This is a genomic window from Pseudarthrobacter sp. MM222 (assembly GCF_947090775.1).
Lineage (GTDB): Bacteria > Actinomycetota > Actinomycetes > Actinomycetales > Micrococcaceae > Arthrobacter.
Window position 1 is genome coordinate 1,201,837 of sequence record NZ_OX352321.1, and the last position, 15,935, is coordinate 1,217,771.

Annotated in this window: 13 protein-coding genes and 1 tRNA gene; 10 read left to right on the forward strand and 4 right to left on the reverse strand. The window is 66.8% G+C overall.

Going from position 1 to position 15,935, the window contains the following annotated elements; all coding sequences use genetic code 11:
• The first annotated feature begins 52 nt into the window (after nucleotides 1-52).
• From eno to OM977_RS05520, 9 genes are all read left to right on the forward strand, one after another.
• Complete coding sequence (gene eno, locus OM977_RS05480; RefSeq protein ID WP_264356515.1) at nucleotides 53-1,333, forward strand: phosphopyruvate hydratase; 1,281 nt, start codon at nucleotides 53-55, stop codon at nucleotides 1,331-1,333.
• 165 nt (nucleotides 1,334-1,498) lie between these two features.
• Nucleotides 1,499-2,263: an FtsB family cell division protein gene (locus OM977_RS05485; protein WP_264356516.1), complete on the forward strand. Its 765-nt coding sequence runs from the start codon at nucleotides 1,499-1,501 to the stop codon at nucleotides 2,261-2,263.
• Between the two features lie 79 nt (nucleotides 2,264-2,342).
• Complete coding sequence (locus OM977_RS05490; protein ID WP_442960721.1) at nucleotides 2,343-3,086, forward strand: DUF501 domain-containing protein; 744 nt, start codon at nucleotides 2,343-2,345, stop codon at nucleotides 3,084-3,086.
• Nucleotides 3,083-4,039, forward strand: coding sequence for a Ppx/GppA phosphatase family protein (locus tag OM977_RS05495; RefSeq protein WP_264356517.1), 957 nt, complete (start codon nucleotides 3,083-3,085; stop codon nucleotides 4,037-4,039). Before OM977_RS05490 ends, OM977_RS05495 begins: the two co-directional genes overlap by 4 nt.
• A 103-nt stretch (nucleotides 4,040-4,142) precedes the next feature.
• Complete coding sequence (locus tag OM977_RS05500) at nucleotides 4,143-5,546, forward strand: S8 family serine peptidase (protein ID WP_264356518.1); 1,404 nt, start codon at nucleotides 4,143-4,145, stop codon at nucleotides 5,544-5,546.
• A gap of 106 nt (nucleotides 5,547-5,652) precedes the next feature.
• On the forward strand, nucleotides 5,653-7,107 hold the full coding sequence (locus OM977_RS05505) for an NAD(P)/FAD-dependent oxidoreductase (protein WP_264356519.1): 1,455 nt from the start codon (nucleotides 5,653-5,655) through the stop codon (nucleotides 7,105-7,107).
• Between the two features lie 147 nt (nucleotides 7,108-7,254).
• Complete coding sequence (locus OM977_RS05510) at nucleotides 7,255-8,196, forward strand: N-acetyltransferase (RefSeq protein WP_264356520.1); 942 nt, start codon at nucleotides 7,255-7,257, stop codon at nucleotides 8,194-8,196.
• A 46-nt stretch (nucleotides 8,197-8,242) separates the two neighbouring features.
• Nucleotides 8,243-8,316, forward strand: a tRNA-Leu gene (locus tag OM977_RS05515).
• Nucleotides 8,317-8,576: 260 nt separating this feature from the next.
• Nucleotides 8,577-9,926: an ABC transporter substrate-binding protein gene (locus OM977_RS05520; protein WP_264356521.1), complete on the forward strand. Its 1,350-nt coding sequence runs from the start codon at nucleotides 8,577-8,579 to the stop codon at nucleotides 9,924-9,926.
• A gap of 459 nt (nucleotides 9,927-10,385) precedes the next feature.
• Here the strand turns inward: OM977_RS05520 and OM977_RS05525 are convergent, their stop codons facing one another.
• The 4 genes from OM977_RS05525 to OM977_RS05540 are packed head-to-tail and all read right to left on the reverse strand — an operon-like array spanning nucleotide 10,386 to nucleotide 14,508.
• On the reverse strand, nucleotides 10,386-11,159 hold the full coding sequence (locus OM977_RS05525) for an ABC transporter ATP-binding protein (RefSeq protein ID WP_264356522.1): 774 nt from the start codon (nucleotides 11,157-11,159) through the stop codon (nucleotides 10,386-10,388).
• Entirely contained in the window at nucleotides 11,156-12,250 is a 1,095-nt protein-coding gene (locus OM977_RS05530) for an ABC transporter ATP-binding protein (RefSeq protein WP_264356523.1), read from the reverse strand. The genes OM977_RS05525 and OM977_RS05530 overlap by 4 nt, the downstream gene beginning before the upstream one ends.
• The gene (locus OM977_RS05535; RefSeq protein WP_264356524.1) at nucleotides 12,247-13,215 is read right to left on the reverse strand and encodes a branched-chain amino acid ABC transporter permease; all 969 of its coding nucleotides are present in this window, start codon (nucleotides 13,213-13,215) and stop codon (nucleotides 12,247-12,249) included. Before OM977_RS05535 ends, OM977_RS05530 begins: the two co-directional genes overlap by 4 nt.
• Before the next feature lie 9 nt (nucleotides 13,216-13,224).
• A complete protein-coding gene (locus tag OM977_RS05540) occupies nucleotides 13,225-14,508 on the reverse strand; it encodes a branched-chain amino acid ABC transporter permease (RefSeq protein WP_264356525.1) in 1,284 nt (427 codons plus the stop codon).
• 518 nt (nucleotides 14,509-15,026) lie between these two features.
• On the opposite strand from OM977_RS05540, the gene OM977_RS05545 reads away from it, so the two are divergent.
• Nucleotides 15,027-15,929, forward strand: coding sequence for a Bax inhibitor-1/YccA family protein (locus OM977_RS05545; protein WP_264356526.1), 903 nt, complete (start codon nucleotides 15,027-15,029; stop codon nucleotides 15,927-15,929).
• The last annotated feature ends 6 nt before the right edge of the window (nucleotides 15,930-15,935 follow it).

Below are 15,935 nucleotides of genomic sequence, written 5' to 3' on the forward strand. Positions count from 1 at the left end.
GAGTCCCAGCAGTCATTCCCCAGCAGATCGCTTCACCCAAAGGAGCATATTCATGGCGCTTATCGATGCCATCCACGCCCGCGAGATCCTCGATTCCCGCGGCAACCCGACCGTAGAAGTTGAAGTTCTGCTATCCGACGGCCAGATCGGCCGCGCAGCAGTCCCCTCCGGAGCCTCCACCGGCGAGCACGAGGCCGTTGAGCTCCGCGACGGCGACAAGGGCCGTTACCTCGGCAAGGGCGTCCAGAAGGCTGTCGACGCCGTCATCGACCAGATCGCTCCGGCCCTGATTGGCTTCGACGCCACCGACCAGCGCAGCATCGACCAGTCCATGATCGACCTGGACGGGACCGCCAACAAGAGCAAGCTCGGCGCCAACGCCATCCTGGGCGTCTCCCTTGCCGTGGCCAACGCCGCCGCCGCGTCCGCCGACCTGCCGCTCTACAAGTACCTGGGCGGCCCGAACGCCCACGTCCTGCCGGTTCCGCTGATGAACATCCTCAACGGCGGCTCGCACGCCGATTCCGACGTCGACATCCAGGAATTCATGGTTGTCCCGCTCGGCGCCGAGACCTTCTCCGAAGGCCTGCGCTGGGGCGTCGAGGTCTACCACGCCCTCAAGGCCGTGCTGCAGGAGAAGGGCCTCTCCACCGGCCTCGGCGACGAGGGCGGCTTCGCGCCGAACCTCCCGTCCAACCGCGCCGCCCTGGACCTGATCCAGGAAGCCATCAAGAACGCCGGCTACACCCCGGGCAAGGACATCGCCCTGGCCCTCGACGTTGCCTCCTCGGAGTTCTTCACCGACGGTGCCTACCAGTTCGAAGGCAAGGCCCTCAGCTCGGCCGAGATGAGCGCCTACTACGCCGAACTCGTTGCCGACTACCCGCTGGTCTCGATCGAGGACCCGCTGGATGAGAACGACTGGGACGGCTGGAAGGCCCTCACCGACGCCATCGGCGACAAGGTCCAGATCGTCGGCGACGACCTCTTCGTGACCAACCCCGAGCGCCTGCAGACCGGCATCGACTCGCGCACCGCCAACTCGCTGCTGGTCAAGGTGAACCAGATCGGTTCACTGACCGAGACGCTCGACGCCGTGTCCCTCGCCCAGCGCGCGGGTTACACCACCATCACCTCGCACCGCTCCGGCGAGACCGAGGACACCACCATTGCTGACATCGCGGTTGCCACCAACGCGGGCCAGATCAAGACCGGTGCCCCGGCCCGCTCCGAGCGCGTTGCCAAGTACAACCAGCTGCTGCGCATCGAAGAAGAACTCGACGACGCCGCACGCTACGCCGGCCGCAGCGCCTTCCCGCGTTTCAAGGGCTAGTAGCAACGAAATCCAGTAACCGGTGGCTATGGTTGAAAGACCATGGCCGCCGGTTCTGTTTTCGGCACCCTTGTTGGTGCCGGGCTGGTGCCGCCCGTGCCGGCCACGGAGGTCAGGACAAAGCAGCAAGCCAGCCCAGCAAGGACCGGGCATTACAGGAGTGACATGGCTACCCGCCGCCCCAAGGTTCCCCGGGCCACGCCCGCGGCCCCGGAGTCCCAGGACACGGGCGACGGCGGCGACGTCATCCAGGCCGACTTCGGCGGCCGGACTGCCCCGGGCCATACAGCCGCCCCGGCTTCAGGCTCCCGCCGCGACAGCCCCCAGCAAGACGCCGGCAAAGCCGCCTCGGACCGGGAGCCTGCCAGCGGCGTCAAAGCTGCCGGAACCAAGACCACAGGGACCAAGAGCGCAGGGGCCAAGAGCACAGGGGCGAGGACCGGCGCCACGAAGGTCACCGGTGACAGGTCCGCCGCCAAGGCATCAACGGCCCGGGCCAGCGACGGCGGGAAGCCTCCTGCCGAGCCGGATGAGTCCCCGGTCCCGGCCAAAGCGTTCTCCGGACGCATGCTGGCCCTGTCCGTGGTCATGATTGCCATCACTATCATGCTGGCGCCAACCGTCAAGATCTTCTTCGAGAAACGCGCCGAAATCGCAGCCCTGCAGGCTGACATCGCCGCGAAACAGTCCGAGCAGAACGACCTCAGGCGCCAGGTCTCCCGCTGGCAGGATCCCAACTACGTTAAGCAGCAGGCCCGCGACCGGATTAACATGGTTATGCCCGGAGAGACGGGCTACTGGGTCTTTGGCAGCGATCTTCCTGCCGGCGAGTCCGGTGGCGCGGCCGGAGCAGCAACATCCCAAGACCCGGCCAAGCTGCCATGGGTGGACTCCCTCTGGGACTCCATCCGGCGTTCGGCAACAGACTAAAGCGGCGCCCGCCGCCGGCCATTCCGACGGACAGGCCGTACAGGGCAGGAAAGGTGCCGCGCCAGTGGACGAGAACCGAGTGGACGAGACCCTCAAGGCAGGGAAGCCGGCAGCAGCGCCGGCCGACGCCGCCAGCACAGCAGGTGCGTTCCAAGAGTCCCGCCAGCCCTCCGCGCACGATCTTGAGGTCCTGAGCCGGCAGCTCGGCCGCCCGGTCCGGGACGTCGTCGAGATCCCAGCCCGTTGCGTCTGCGGAAACCCGCTCGTCGCGGCCACGTCGCCGCGGCTCAGCACCGGCACGCCGTTCCCCACCACCTTCTACCTGACGCACCCGGTCATCACCTCCGCCGTTTCGCGGCTTGAGGCCGCCGGGCTGATGAATGAGATGAACGAGCGGCTGGGCGCCGATGCGGTCCTGGCCGACGGCTACCGCGCCGCCCACGAGGCCTATCTGGCCGCCCGGGCCGAGATCGGCGTCCGGTCCGGCATCGGCACCGTGCCCGAGATCGACGGTATTTCCGCCGGCGGAATGCCGACCCGGGTCAAATGCCTGCACGTCCTGGTGGGGCACGCCCTGGCTGCGGGGCCCGGGGTGAACCCGCTCGGTGACGAGGCGATCGCCGGCATCGCGGAATGGTGGACCAGCGACCGCTGCTACTGCGACGGCGCCTGGGACACCGGCGGCGAGGTCCCCTCGCAGGACCTCAGCCGGCACGGACCACAGGGCCTTCCGGAGATCGTGGGCCGGCCGGCCCCGGTCCGCAAGGCACGCACGGAACTGCCGGGCCAGCCGGAAACCACCGAAGCAGAGGCCGGCCAGTGACGCGCGTCGCCGCCGTCGACTGCGGAACCAACTCCATCCGTCTGCTCATCGCCGACACCCACGCACCGGATTCCGGAGGCACGACCCCCCCGCTCACCGACGTCGTGCGCGAAATGCGCGTCGTCCGCCTCGGCCAGGGCGTCGACGCCACCGGCGAGTTCGCTCAGGAAGCCCTCGACCGCACCTTCGCTGCAACGCGCGAATACGCCGGACTGATCCGCCACCACGGTGCCGAAAAAATCCGTTTCGTCGCGACCTCTGCCACCCGCGACGCGCGCAACCGGCAGGTCTTCATCGACGGGATCCGCGAACTCCTCGGCGTCGAACCCGAGGTGATCACCGGCGACGAAGAAGCCGCCCTCTCCTTCGCCGGCGCCAGCAGCGTCCTGCCCTCCCGCGGCCCGGACCCCGTGCTGGTCGTGGACCTCGGCGGCGGCAGCACTGAGTTCGTGCTGGGGAACGCCGACGGCGTCATTGCCGCGAAGTCCGTCGACATCGGCTGCGTCCGGATGACGGAACGCCACCTCCGCAACGACCCGCCGACGGCGGAGCAGATCGCCGCGGCGGAAGCCGACATCGACGCCGCGATCAGCGAGGCCGCACGGACCGTACCGCTGAACCGCAGCACCGTCGTCGTCGGGGTGGCGGGATCCGTCACCACCATCTCCGCCCACGCGCTGAACCTTCCGGAATATTCCCCGACGGCGATCCATGGAGCCGAACTCAGCCTGGCGGCGGTCCGCCGCGCCTGCACCGAGCTCCTGGAAATGACGCGGGCAGAGCGGGCCGCCCTGCCCTACATGCACCCGGGCCGGGTGGACGTGATCGGCGCCGGCGGGCTGGTGTGGCGCCGCGTCCTGGAGCGCGTTGCGGAAGCCACCGAGGGCCGCATCACCACGGCCGTCAGCAGCGAACACGATATTCTTGACGGCATTGCCCTCAGCATCAGCTAAACCGGGCATCCGCCGGAGCTAGCTCCGCTGGATAAACTCCGTTCCTCCTGCCGCGGCCCTAACGGACCTGCGGCGCCACCGCTGTACCGCCGATAGGACCCGAATGACCAGAGCAACAGCCCGGCCTCGCCGGACCGCCTCCGCGTTGATGGCCTTGGCCCTGGCGGGCGGCAGCGTTCCGATAGCGCTCGCGGCGGCTCCCGCCGCGCACGCGGATTCCTGGCGCGACAAGGAATACTGGCTCGCCGAGTCGGGAATCACCAAGGCCTGGGAAGTCTCCAAGGGCGCCAACGTCAAGATCGCCGTGATCGACAGCGGCGTGGACGGCACGCACCCGGACCTTGCCGGAGTGCTGTCCGGGGGAGCGGATGTGTCCGGCGCCGGCAGCCCGGACGGGCGGGAGAGCATCGGCGCCAAGCCCGAACACGGCACCCTGGTGGCCACCATGCTCGCGGGCCGGGGACACCAGCCCCCGGCCACCGCCAGCGCCAGCCCGAGCCCCACCCCCAGCGCACGGCCTGGTCCCACTGTCGGACCGGACGGGATTGTCGGGGTTGCGCCCGAAGCTCAACTGCTCTCCGTTTCCACCTGGCTCGGTTCCGCCAACCCCGGCGGCAAGAGCGACCAGGACCAGATCCCCGAGGCGGTCCGCTGGGCCGTCGACAACGGCGCCCGCGTCATCAACATCTCGCTCGGCAGCACGTCTCCGGAGTGGCCGCAGAGCTGGGATGCGGCATTCCTCTACGCCGAGCAGAAGGACGTCGTGATCGTTGCCGCCGCCGGCAACCGGCTGGGCGGAAACATCCAGGTCGGCGCCCCGGCCACCATTCCCGGAGTGTTGACCGTGGCCGGGCTGGACCGCAAGGGGCGGGCCAGCATCGACTCCTCGTCGCAGGGCATCAGCATCGGCGTAGCGGCCCCCGCCGAGAACCTGATCGGCGGCCTGCCCTCCGGCGGCTACGCCGAATGGGCGGGTACCTCCGGCGCCACCCCCATCGTCGCCGGCGTCGCCGCCCTGATCCGCTCCAAGTGGCCGGACATGACGGCCAGCCAGGTCATCAACCGGATCGTCAGCACGGCGAAGGACGCCGGGGCGACCGGGAAAGACCCGATTTACGGCTTTGGGGTGCTCAACGCGGAGGCAGCTCTCAAGGCCGACGTGCCGGAAACCAAGACCAACCCCCTGGGCTCCATCTCCGACTGGATCCGCGTCCACCGCCGCGGGAACCTGGCGACGGCACCGGCCACGGAGGCCCCCGCTCCGTCCAGCGCCCTGCCGACCCTGCCGGAGGCCACCGTGCCGGTGGCGGAGCAGCCCTCGCAATTCGACAGCGCCGTTCCGGCCATGGTGGTCCTCGGCTTCGGGGCGCTGTTCCTGGCCATCATCGCCGCAGCGGTTTTCCAGCTCCGCCGCGCCGGACGCCCGGGCGCGAGCGGAGGGCAGGACGGGCCCGGAGGGCCGGAAACCGGGGTCCTCGACTCCGTGGATTCCGGCAAGCCCAACTAGCCCGCAGCAGGGGTCGTTATGTGCCTCCAGAACGGCCTCTGCTGCCGGTCAGGTCGCGCCAAGCGTAGTTAGTGAAGTTTTTCACAAACTACTGTATTCTTGACGCATGGCATCCACCCCTCAGCTCCAGGACCGTCCCCGGGTACTCGTCGTCGGCGGCGGGTACGTCGGCCTGTACGTCGCCCTCAAATTGCAGAACAAGATCGCGAATGCCGGTGGCATCGTCACCGTCGTTGATCCGCTGCCCTACATGACCTACCAGCCCTTCCTCCCCGAGGTGGCAGGCGGCAACATCGAGGCCCGCCACGCCGTCGTCTCGCACCGCCAGCACCTCAAGCAGACGGAACTCATCCAGGGCCGCGTCCTCTCGATCGACCACGCCAACCGCACCGCCGTGGTTGCCCCGGCCGACGGTGGCGAGAACTTCGAGATTCCCTACTTCGACGTCGTCGTTGCTGCGGGCGCGATCACCCGCACCTTCCCGATCAAGGGCCTCGCGGACAAGGGCATTGGCCTCAAGACCATCGAGGAAGCCGTGGCCCTGCGCAACAGCGTCCTCGAGCGCATCGAAGCCGGCTCGCTCATGACGGATCCGGTTGAGCGCGCCCGCGCGCTGACCTTCGTCGTCGTTGGCGGCGGCTTTGCCGGCATCGAGTGCATCACCGAAATGGAAGATCTTGCCCGCGCCGCGGTCAAGAACAACCCGCGTGTCAAGCAGGAGGAAGTCCGCTTCGTCCTGGTTGAGGCCATGGGCCGCATCATGCCCGAGGTCACGGCCAAGCAGGCCGAATGGGTCGTCGAGCACCTCCGCAGCCGCGGTATCGAGGTCCTCCTGAACACCTCGCTGGACAACGCCGAGGGCTCCCTGAAGCTCATCAACCTTCCGGACAAGACCCCGGCCCAGGACTTCGAGTCGGACACCCTGGTCTGGACTGCCGGCGTGCAGGCCAACCCGATGGTCCGCTCCACCGACTTCCCGCTCGAGCCGCGCGGACGCGTCCGCGTCCTCCCGGACCTGCGCATCGCAGGCGACGAGGGAATCGTCGAGAATGCCTGGGCCGCCGGCGACGTCGCAGCCGTGCCGGACCTCTCGGGCAGCGGCCTGCCGGACGGAACCTGCGTCCCCAACGCCCAGCACGCCCTGCGCCAGGCCAAGCGCCTCGCCAAGAACCTGTGGGCTTCCCGCTGGGACAAGCCGCTCAAGGACTACAAGCACAAGAACCTGGGCGCCGTTGCCGGGTTCGGCGAGTGGAAGGGTGTTGCCAACATCAACATCCTGGGCCGCATCGGGCTCAAGGGCCCGCTGGCCTGGCTGGCGCACCGCGGCTACCACGGCCTCGCCATGCCCACGTTCGAACGCAAGTTCCGCGTCATCTTCGGCTGGATCCTGGCCTTCTTCATGGGCCGCGACACCACCCAGCTGATCGACCTGGACAACCCCCGCGGCGCCTTCGTGGCCGCCGCGAGCCCGGCACCCAAGCCCGCAGCGGCTCCCGCCCCGGCCGCAGGCACGCCGGCAGCAGGCGCTCCCAAGGTATCGGTGCCGGCCGACTCCAAGTAGCCAGCGCGCGCCTTTCGACGGCGGCCGTTCCCTTCAGGGGGAGCGGCCGCCGTTTTTGCGTCGGCGGAGGCCGGGCCGCCCCTGCCCGACGGCCCGGGCGGCCCCCGCCGGACGGCCTCGGACAGACCCCGCGCCTAGACTGGCACCATGACAGCTGAAAAGGACCTGCACACCCTTCTGGCCACCATGCGCCCCGAACGCCGCGACGGCGAGTTTGTCTACGCCCTGTGGCCGCATGGCAAACCCCTGGCCGGCGCCATCGCGGCAGCAGTCCGCGAGGCGGAAGGCCTCACCGTGGTGCTGCAGCGCGACGAAGCGGACCGCCTGGAGCTGTCCTATGACTTTGTCGGCGCCTGGATCACGCTGCAGGTGCACTCCGCGCTCGAGGCAGTCGGCCTGACGGCAGCGGTCAGCGCCGCGTTGACGGAGGCAAAGATCAGCTGCAATGTCCTGGCGGGATTCCACCACGACCACATCCTGGTCCCCGTGTCCGACGCCGACCGGGCCCTGGAGGTACTGCACGAACTGGTCGCCGACAGCGGCGAGCAGAAACCTGCGCCCGAGCTTGTGCTCCGCAGTGAACAGCCCGCGGACCGCCCCGACCTGCTGGCCCTGACCGCTGCGGCCTTCGCCGTCTCGCCGGTCACCGGGCTCCGCGTCGAGGGGGAACCGGAAGAGGTGGACTTGCTGGCCAGGCTCTTCGAGTGCGAGGAATACCTGCCTGAGTTCAGCATCGTGGCGGAGCTCGGCGGTGAGATCGTGGGCCATGTGATCAGCACCCGCGGCTGGGCCGGGGAGCTGAAACTGCTGGGCCTGGGTCCCATCGGCGTGGTGCCGCGGCTCCAGCGCCACGGGATCGGCTCCGCGCTGATGACGGAAACCGTGGCCCGCGCAAATGCGGCAGGGGAGCGCGGTATTGCCCTGCTCGGCAGCCCGGAGTACTACTCGCGGTTCGGCTTCGTGCCGTCCACCTCCCTCGGCGTCGAGGCCCCGGACCCCGCCTGGGGCGCGCATTTCCAACTGCTTCCGCTGGCCCTGTGGCCGGGGGGCGTCAGCGGGACCTTCCGCTACGCCGGCCCGTTCGGCTAGCCCCGGCAGGGCGGAGGACAGCGGGACGGGATACCATGGACCGGGCGCCCCAGTAGCCCAATTGGCAGAGGCAGCGGACTTAAAATCCGCGTGTTGTGGGTTCGAGTCCCACCTGGGGTACTTCCATCGCTGCCCACGGCCATGCCCGCCTCGGCGTCGGCGGCCCGACCGAGCAGGGCGACCCTTGGGCCCCGGACGCCCGGCGTCCAGAGCCTCCCCGATCCTCGCGCTGATTCCCTCTATGCAACGAGTGTTATAAGGATGTGACCGTAGTCACTTATGTTCGGGCCAAAATTGCACTAGCTTGAAGTTAAATCAGGAACACCTGATCTTTCGCATCAAAGGGCCGTTCGCACCTTTAGATCGAGGAGATTTTTTACATGACTTCACTCCCCCAGGTGGCGCCCCGCATCGCTAAGCTCACAGCGCTCAGCATCGGCGTCGCTCTTCTGGCTACGGCTTGTGGTGGCTCGTCCACCCCGACGTCGACTGGATCCGCCTCCGCCGCGGCCGCTGGCATCGCCTGCCCGGCTCCCAGTGCAACCGGCAGCGCCACCACTGCCGCCGGTGCCGGCGGTTCCGTGCCTGCTTCCACCACCACCACCCCGACGCCGCTCAAGATCGGCTCGCTCCTGCCGACCACCGGCTCGCTGGCCTTCCTCGGCCCGCCCGAAATCGCGGGTGTGAACCTTGGCATCAAGGAAATCAATGACGCCGGCGGCGTGTTGGGCAAGCCGGTCGAGGTTATTCACCGCGACTCGGGCGACACCAAGACGGACATCGCCACCCAGTCCACCACGGCCCTGCTGGGCTCCGGGGTCAGCGCAGTCGTAGGCGCTGCCTCCTCCGGTGTGTCCAAGACCGTGATCAACCAGATCACCGGTGCTGGCGTTATCCAGTTCTCCCCGGCCAACACCTCGCCGGACTTCACCACCTGGGATGACAAGGGCCTGTACTGGCGCACCGCCCCCTCGGACGTGCTGCAGGGCAAGGTCCTCGGCAACTACATGGCTACCTGCGGTGCCCAGACCGTTGGCATGATCGTTCTGAACGACGCTTACGGCACCGGTCTCGCGAAGAACGTGAAGTCATCGTTCGAAGCAGCCGGCGGCAAGGTCGTTGCAGAAGAACTCTTCAACGAAGGCGATTCGCAGTTCAGCAGCCAGGTGGACAAGGTCATCGCGGCCAAGCCGGATGCGATCGCCCTGATCACCTTTGACCAGGCCAAGAGCATTGTCCCGCTGATGACGGGCAAGGGCATCAAGCCCACTCAGATGTTCCTCGTGGACGGCAACATGTCCGACTACAGCAAGGACTTCCAGGCCGGCACGCTCAAGGGCGCACAGGGCACCATCCCGGGCACTTTCGCGAAGGATGACTTCAAGAAGAAGCTGCTGGCGATTGACCCGGCGTTGAAGGATTACAGCTACGCTGGCGAATCATACGACGCAGTGAACCTGATCGCTCTGGCATCCGAGGCTGCGAAGAGCACCAAGGGCACCGACATCGCGGCTCAGCTCAAGGCAGTGTCTGAAACCGGCGACAAGTGCAACGACTTCCCGTCCTGCGTCACCCTGCTCCGCAACGGCAAGGACATCGACTACGACGGCCAGTCCGGCCCCGTAACGTTCTCCGAAGCCGGGGACCCGACGGAAGCCTACATCGGCATCTACGAGTTCCAGGACGACAACAAGTACACGCCGGCCAAGGAAGAATTCGGCAAGCTGTAAGCCGCTTCCCACCGACACCAAGAGACCCCCGTCCATCCGGACGGGGGTCTCTTGCGTGGCGGGAGGATGAGGAGACCAGATGGCCGGCCCAGCGTCACGCGGTCCAGCCCTCCTGGTGGGCGGGCGGGGGAGCGCGCTGGAAAGCGCCGCCGTCGTTCTGCCGGGGGAGCGGCAGGTGAGACAACCACTGAGGGCGACGGAGGCAGGCGCTTGCGAAAGCGCCGTTGTCGCGCTGGGCCCACGGCGGCAGGGATCCCTGCCCGAGCTTGCGAGGGGAGGGGGCCGCCGGGGAGGAACGAGCGCAGGCGCCGAGCAAGTGGCTGCGGAGGCGCCCGGAGGCGCGGCAGGGGCCCGCACGGCACCGTGGGGGACGGCGACGACGCCAAGGCATGCAAAAGGGCCGCCACCGGCTGGTGACGACCCTTCTGTGTAGTACTACAGGGAGATACCGCGGGAAGGCTATTCGACGGTGTCGGCCAGCGTGCCCAGGTACAGCTGGATTACCTTAGGATCCTTCATGAGCTCCCGGCCGGTGCCGGTGTAGGCATCCTTGCCCTGGTCGAGGACGTAGCCGCGGTCGCAGATCTGCAGGCAGCGGCGCGCGTTCTGCTCCACCATGATCACGGAGACGCCGGCCCGGTTGATCTCGTGGACCCGGAGGAAGGTCTCATCCTGCTTGACAGGGGAGAGGCCTGCGGAGGGCTCATCGAGCAGCAGCACGGCCGGGTCCATCATCAGGGCCCGTCCCATGGCGACCATCTGGCGCTCACCGCCGGAGAGCGAACCGGCCCGCTGAGCGCGCCGCTTGGCGAGCTCGGGGAACAGGCTTGCGACGAAGTCGAACCGCTCGGCAAAGTCCTTGGGCCGCTGGAACATGCCCATCTGCAGGTTTTCCTCGATGGTCAGGGTGGCGAACACGTTGTTGTTCTGCGGCACGAAGCCGACGCCCTTGCTGACCAGCTTGTTGGCCTTGAGCCCGGTGATGTCCTGGCCGCGGACCACTACCGAACCGGAGTGGACCTTGACGAGGCCGAACATCGCCTTGAGCAGGGTCGACTTGCCGGCCCCGTTCGGTCCGATGATGCCGATCAGCTCGCCCTTGCGGGCCTCGATGCTGCAGCCGTTGAGGATGTTGACACCGGGGAGGTAGCCGGCCACCAGGTTGGTGACCTTGACGACGGAGTCCTCATCGTGCACGGGGGCGGCGGCGGGTGCCGCGCTGGTGGCGCTCATTCTGTGTCCTTGTCTGTGCGGGTCGGCTCATCGGCGCTGCGCCTGCCGCGGACCGGACCGTTGCCGGCCGGCGGCGTCGGCTCCTGCGCCTCCGGTGCGACGACGTCGAGGGAGATGATGCCGGCGTTTTCGGTACCGACAATCGACTCCTCGTCAGCCACGAGTTCGGCTGCAAGCTCCTTGATGCCTTCGGAGTCACCCAGATCCACGTCGTGGTGGGCGCCCAGGTAGGCGTCAATCACGGCCGGGTTCTTCATGACCTCGGCGGGCGGGCCTTCGGCCACGATCTTGCCCTCAGCCATCACGACCACCCAGTCGGCGATGTGGCGGACCATGTTCATGTCATGCTCAACGAACAGCACGGTCATTCCCTCGGCCTTGAGGTTCTTGATGTGGTCCAGCAGCGACTGCGTCAGCGCCGGATTGACCCCGGCCATCGGCTCGTCCAGCATGACCAGCTTGGGCCGGACCATCAGCGACCGGGCCATTTCGAGCAGCTTGCGCTGGCCGCCGGAAAGCGACGCCGCGTAATCGTCCTTCTTCGCGTCCAGTTTGAATTTCTCCAGCAGGACATCTGCCTGGGCGGTGATTTCCTTCTCCCGGCCGCCCCAGATGCCCTTGAAGAGGGCCTTCGACAGGCGTTCTCCGGGCTGGTTGGAGCCGCCGAGGCGCATGTTCTCCATTACGGTGAGCTTGCCCATGACCTTGGTCAGCTGGAAGGTACGGACCATGCCCATCCGGGCAACCTTGTACGGGGAGACCCCGGCAATGCTCTGGCCTTCGAACTGCCACTTGCCCGAATTGGGGGTATCGAAGCCCGTGAGCAGGTTGAACAGGGTGGTCTTGCCGGCGCCGTTCGGGCCGATGAGCGCCGTGATCTTGTGCCTGGGGATCTCAAGGTATTCGACGTCGACGGCGTTGATGCCGCCGAAGCTGCGGGTGACGTTTTCCGCCACCACGATCGGATCGCGCTTCTTGCAGCCCGGTGCCGTCTCGTCGGCGGCAATCGGACGCGCGTCCGTCATGTAGTTGATCTCTTCTGACTGCCCGGTGCTTCCGGTGATTGCGGATGATCCGCTCTGAGTGCTCATGCGAACGCCAGCTCCTTCTTGTTGCCGAAGACGCCCTGCGGCCTGAAGATCATCAGTAGCATCAGGGCGACGCCCACCAGGATGTATCGCAGCTGACCGGCCTGGACCGTGTTCAGCCAGGTGACGGCGCCTGATTCGATCAGGCCGTACAGAATGCCCTGCGTCAGAGACAGCACGACCCAGAAGATCATGGCGCCGATGACGGGTCCCAGTACCGTGCCGAGGCCGCCGAGCAGCAGGCAGGTGTACAGGAAGAACGTCAGTTCGGTGCCGTAGTTGGCCGGCTGGACTGCGCCGCGGGGGAGGGTGAAGATCATGCCCGCGAGGGCGCCGAGCACGCCGCCGATGACAAGGGCCTGCATCTTGTAAGCGTAGACGTTTTTGCCGAGGGAGCGGACGGCGTTTTCGTCTTCGCGGATGCCCTTGAGGACGCGGCCCCAGGGGCTGCGCATCAGCAGCCACACCAGGGTGCAGCAGATGATGACGAGGCCCCAGCCGACGACGCGGATGAAGAAGTCCCGGTTGTTCATGCCCAGGTAGGAGCCTTCCGGGAACGGGTTCATGGCATAGAACCCGCCTTCGAAGGCGGCAAGCCCGTTGGCAGAGCCGGTCACCGCGGTCAGCTGGTTCGTGGTCACGATGTAGCGGACGATTTCCGCGGCCGCGATCGTGACGATGGCCAGGTAGTCCGCGCGCAGGCGCAGTGTGGGGATGCCCAGGAGCAACGCGAAGATGCTCGCGCAGACGATGGCGATCAGGAGGCCGACGAAGAAGGGCACGCCGAAGGTAAGAGTGGAGATGGCGAAGCCGTAGGCTCCCACCGCCATGAAGCCGGCCTGGCCGAAGTTCAGCAGGCCCGAGTAGCCGAAGTGGACCGCAAGGCCGAGGGCGGCAAGGGCGTAAGCCGCCGTCGTCGGGCTGAACAGTTCACCGGCAGCGCTGGAAAGTATGAATCCGAAGTCCATGGCTGTCTCCTAACCCACGCGCTCGCGACGGCCCAAGATGCCCTGAGGCCGGAACAAGAGGACAACAATCATGATGAACAGTGCTCCCACGTATTTGAGGTCGGCCGCCAGGCCGAACACGGTGGTCAGCTCCACGAAGATGCCGACAATGATGGAACCGATCAGGGCACCCCAGACCGTGCCAAGGCCACCGAGGGTGACGCCGGCGAAGATGAGCAGCAGGATTTGCGAGCCCATGTCGAAGGTGACGCCGGGACGGTAGTACGCCCACAGGATGCCGCCCAGCGAGGCGAGCATGCCGCCGGTGATCCAGACAATCCTGATGACGGAGTCGACGTCGATGCCGGAGGCGGCTGCGAGAGCCGGGTTGTCGGCGACCGCTCGGGTGGCCTTGCCGAGCCGGGTCTTCAGCAGGATGACGCCGAGCACGGCGATGACCACGGCGCTGATCACGAGGGACCAGAGGTTGTTGGGCGAGATGGAGACTGGCCCGATCTGGATTTCCGAGCTCTGCGCGAACGGCAGCTGCTGCGTGGCTCCGCCGAAGTAGAACTGGATCACGTAGCGGACGGCCAGCGCCAGGCCGATGCTCACGATCATCATGGGGACCAGGCCCGTACCGCGGCGCCGCAGTGGCCTCCATAGACCTGCATCCTGGACGTAGCCGAATAACCCGCCGCCCAGCAGGGACAGAATGATGGCGAGCCAGAACGGCAGGCCCATGGCGTTGAAGGCAAAGACGAGGACGGCGCCGAGGGTCACCATTTCGCCGTGTGCAAAGTTGGTCAGGCCGGTGGTGCCGAAGATCAACGACAGGCCCACGGAGGCAAGGGCCAGCAGGAGGCCGAAGCTGAGGCCGGCCACCAGACGGTTAAGCAGGTTCTGGCCGAAGTCCTGCTGCTGGATGACGATGCCCTGTCCAAAGGTGAAGATCACCGAGAGATTGGAGGTCTGGCTGAAAGTGACCTTGCGGGGGTTTTCCTGCCCTTCGGCGAGCTTGATGCCCTCCGGAAGAGTGGATTCGTCGAGCTCAACTTCGTATGTCCCCTGGGTGGGGACACCGATGGTCCATGAGCCGTTGGGTCCCGACTTCGTGGTTCCCGTGAAGTCACCGCTCTTGGCGGTGATGGTCACGTCGGCTATCGGGGCGCGGTCGTCGCCGCGGAGGAAGCCGCTGATGCTGTTTTGGAACGTGGTAGCCGACGGGGATGGTGTCGGCGAGGGACTCGTGGCCTGCGATGCCGGTGCGACGATGAGCAGTAGCGCGGCCACGGCGGCGAATACGGCCCCCACAGCTTTCAGCAGTCTGCCGCGCCGTCTCTGCGACAGGCCTCTCGGTGTGTTTCTCAAATTGAAAACCTCCACATGGGGGTGGTCTGGGTTGCGCCTTTGCAACCGCTGCGAACGTTCAGGTGACGGGTGGTGCGGTAATGCGATGCAATGCGGAATAGCCTGTGATGTCCGTCACCTGTTGGGCCCCATGTTACAGCGCGTTCAGGGCAAAGAATGCCGCCGCGAGCAGGGAGAACGTCGCGATCGGGTAACAACCGTGAAGCAGTGCCCATGCCGTAATTCACCTGAGCTAAAGAAAACTTTTGTTGATCCAGAGTATTCCTAAACATTCGTCCTGGACATCCCCCAAACGGCCGGAAACGCGGCCTGCAGATCACGGTTGAGTTGCGGCGGAGGCTCTCCGGGAACTATCCCTCCCGGTCAGCCGTGGAAATTGGTAGCGTGGGTTGTAAGTACGTAAGCATCAACAGCTCCGCATGGTTCATCACTCACCCCCTTTTATTTGGAGGACACCCGCAATGGCACTTGGCGGAAACCCGATCTTCAACGGAAAGAACTTCCGTGGAGCCACCCAGGCACCGCCTGCCCCGCAGGCCTACGGCCAGGGCAACTTCGGCCAGAACCCCTACGGCCAGGGCCAGTACGCGCAGGGCGGCTGGAATGCAGCCCAGCAGGGCATGACCCAGGACCAGCTCCAGGACATGTACAACCGGCCCGCCGCCGGCCCCGCCGACACGGGGCGCATGACCTTCGACGACGTCATCATGAAGACGGCGGCCTGCCTCGGCATGGTGATCGCCGGCGCAGCCGTGACCCTGGTTGTCGCGCAGGGCCTGGCGTCCATGCTGATGATTGTCGGCGCGCTGGGCGGATTCGTCCTCGCACTCGTCAACACCTTCAAGAAGCAGCCCTCACCGGCGCTGATCCTGGCCTACGCCGGCCTGGAAGGACTCTTCCTTGGCGGCCTGACGCGGATCCTGGACGGGATCTACCCCGGTGTTGGCCTGCAGGCCGTCATCGGCACGCTCTCCGTCTTCGCCGTGACGCTTGTGCTCTTCAAGAGCGGCAAGGTCCGGGCCACCCCGAAGGCCATGCGGTTCTTCATGATCGCCATCATCGGCTACGCCGTCTTCTCGCTGATCAACATGGTGATGATGTGGACGGGCGCGGTGGACTCCCCGTTCGGCCTGCGCACGAGCATGGAGATCTTCGGCATCCCGCTCGGCGTCTTCATCGGCCTGCTGGCGATCGGCCTGGCTGCCTTCTCCCTGATCATGGACTTCACCAGCATTGAAGCCGGCGTCCGCAGCGGCGCCCCGCAGCGTTTCTCCTGGACAGCTGCCTTCGGCCTCACTGTGACGCTGGTGTGGCTGTATGTGGAGATCATCCGCCTGCTGGCCATCCTCCGCGGCGACGACTAGCGGTCC

Coding starts and splice junctions, on each gene's coding strand:
- eno (WP_264356515.1), top strand. CDS start 53: ATGGCGCTTATCGATGCCATCCACGCCCGCGAGATCCTCGATTCCCGC.
- OM977_RS05485 (WP_264356516.1), top strand. CDS start 1,499: ATGGCTACCCGCCGCCCCAAGGTTCCCCGGGCCACGCCCGCGGCCCCG.
- OM977_RS05500 (WP_264356518.1), top strand. CDS start 4,143: ATGACCAGAGCAACAGCCCGGCCTCGCCGGACCGCCTCCGCGTTGATG.
- OM977_RS05505 (WP_264356519.1), top strand. CDS start 5,653: ATGGCATCCACCCCTCAGCTCCAGGACCGTCCCCGGGTACTCGTCGTC.
- OM977_RS05510 (WP_264356520.1), top strand. CDS start 7,255: ATGACAGCTGAAAAGGACCTGCACACCCTTCTGGCCACCATGCGCCCC.
- OM977_RS05520 (WP_264356521.1), top strand. CDS start 8,577: ATGACTTCACTCCCCCAGGTGGCGCCCCGCATCGCTAAGCTCACAGCG.
- OM977_RS05525 (WP_264356522.1), bottom strand. CDS start 11,159: ATGAGCGCCACCAGCGCGGCACCCGCCGCCGCCCCCGTGCACGATGAG.
- OM977_RS05530 (WP_264356523.1), bottom strand. CDS start 12,250: ATGAGCACTCAGAGCGGATCATCCGCAATCACCGGAAGCACCGGGCAG.
- OM977_RS05535 (WP_264356524.1), bottom strand. CDS start 13,215: ATGGACTTCGGATTCATACTTTCCAGCGCTGCCGGTGAACTGTTCAGC.
- OM977_RS05545 (WP_264356526.1), top strand. CDS start 15,027: ATGGCACTTGGCGGAAACCCGATCTTCAACGGAAAGAACTTCCGTGGA.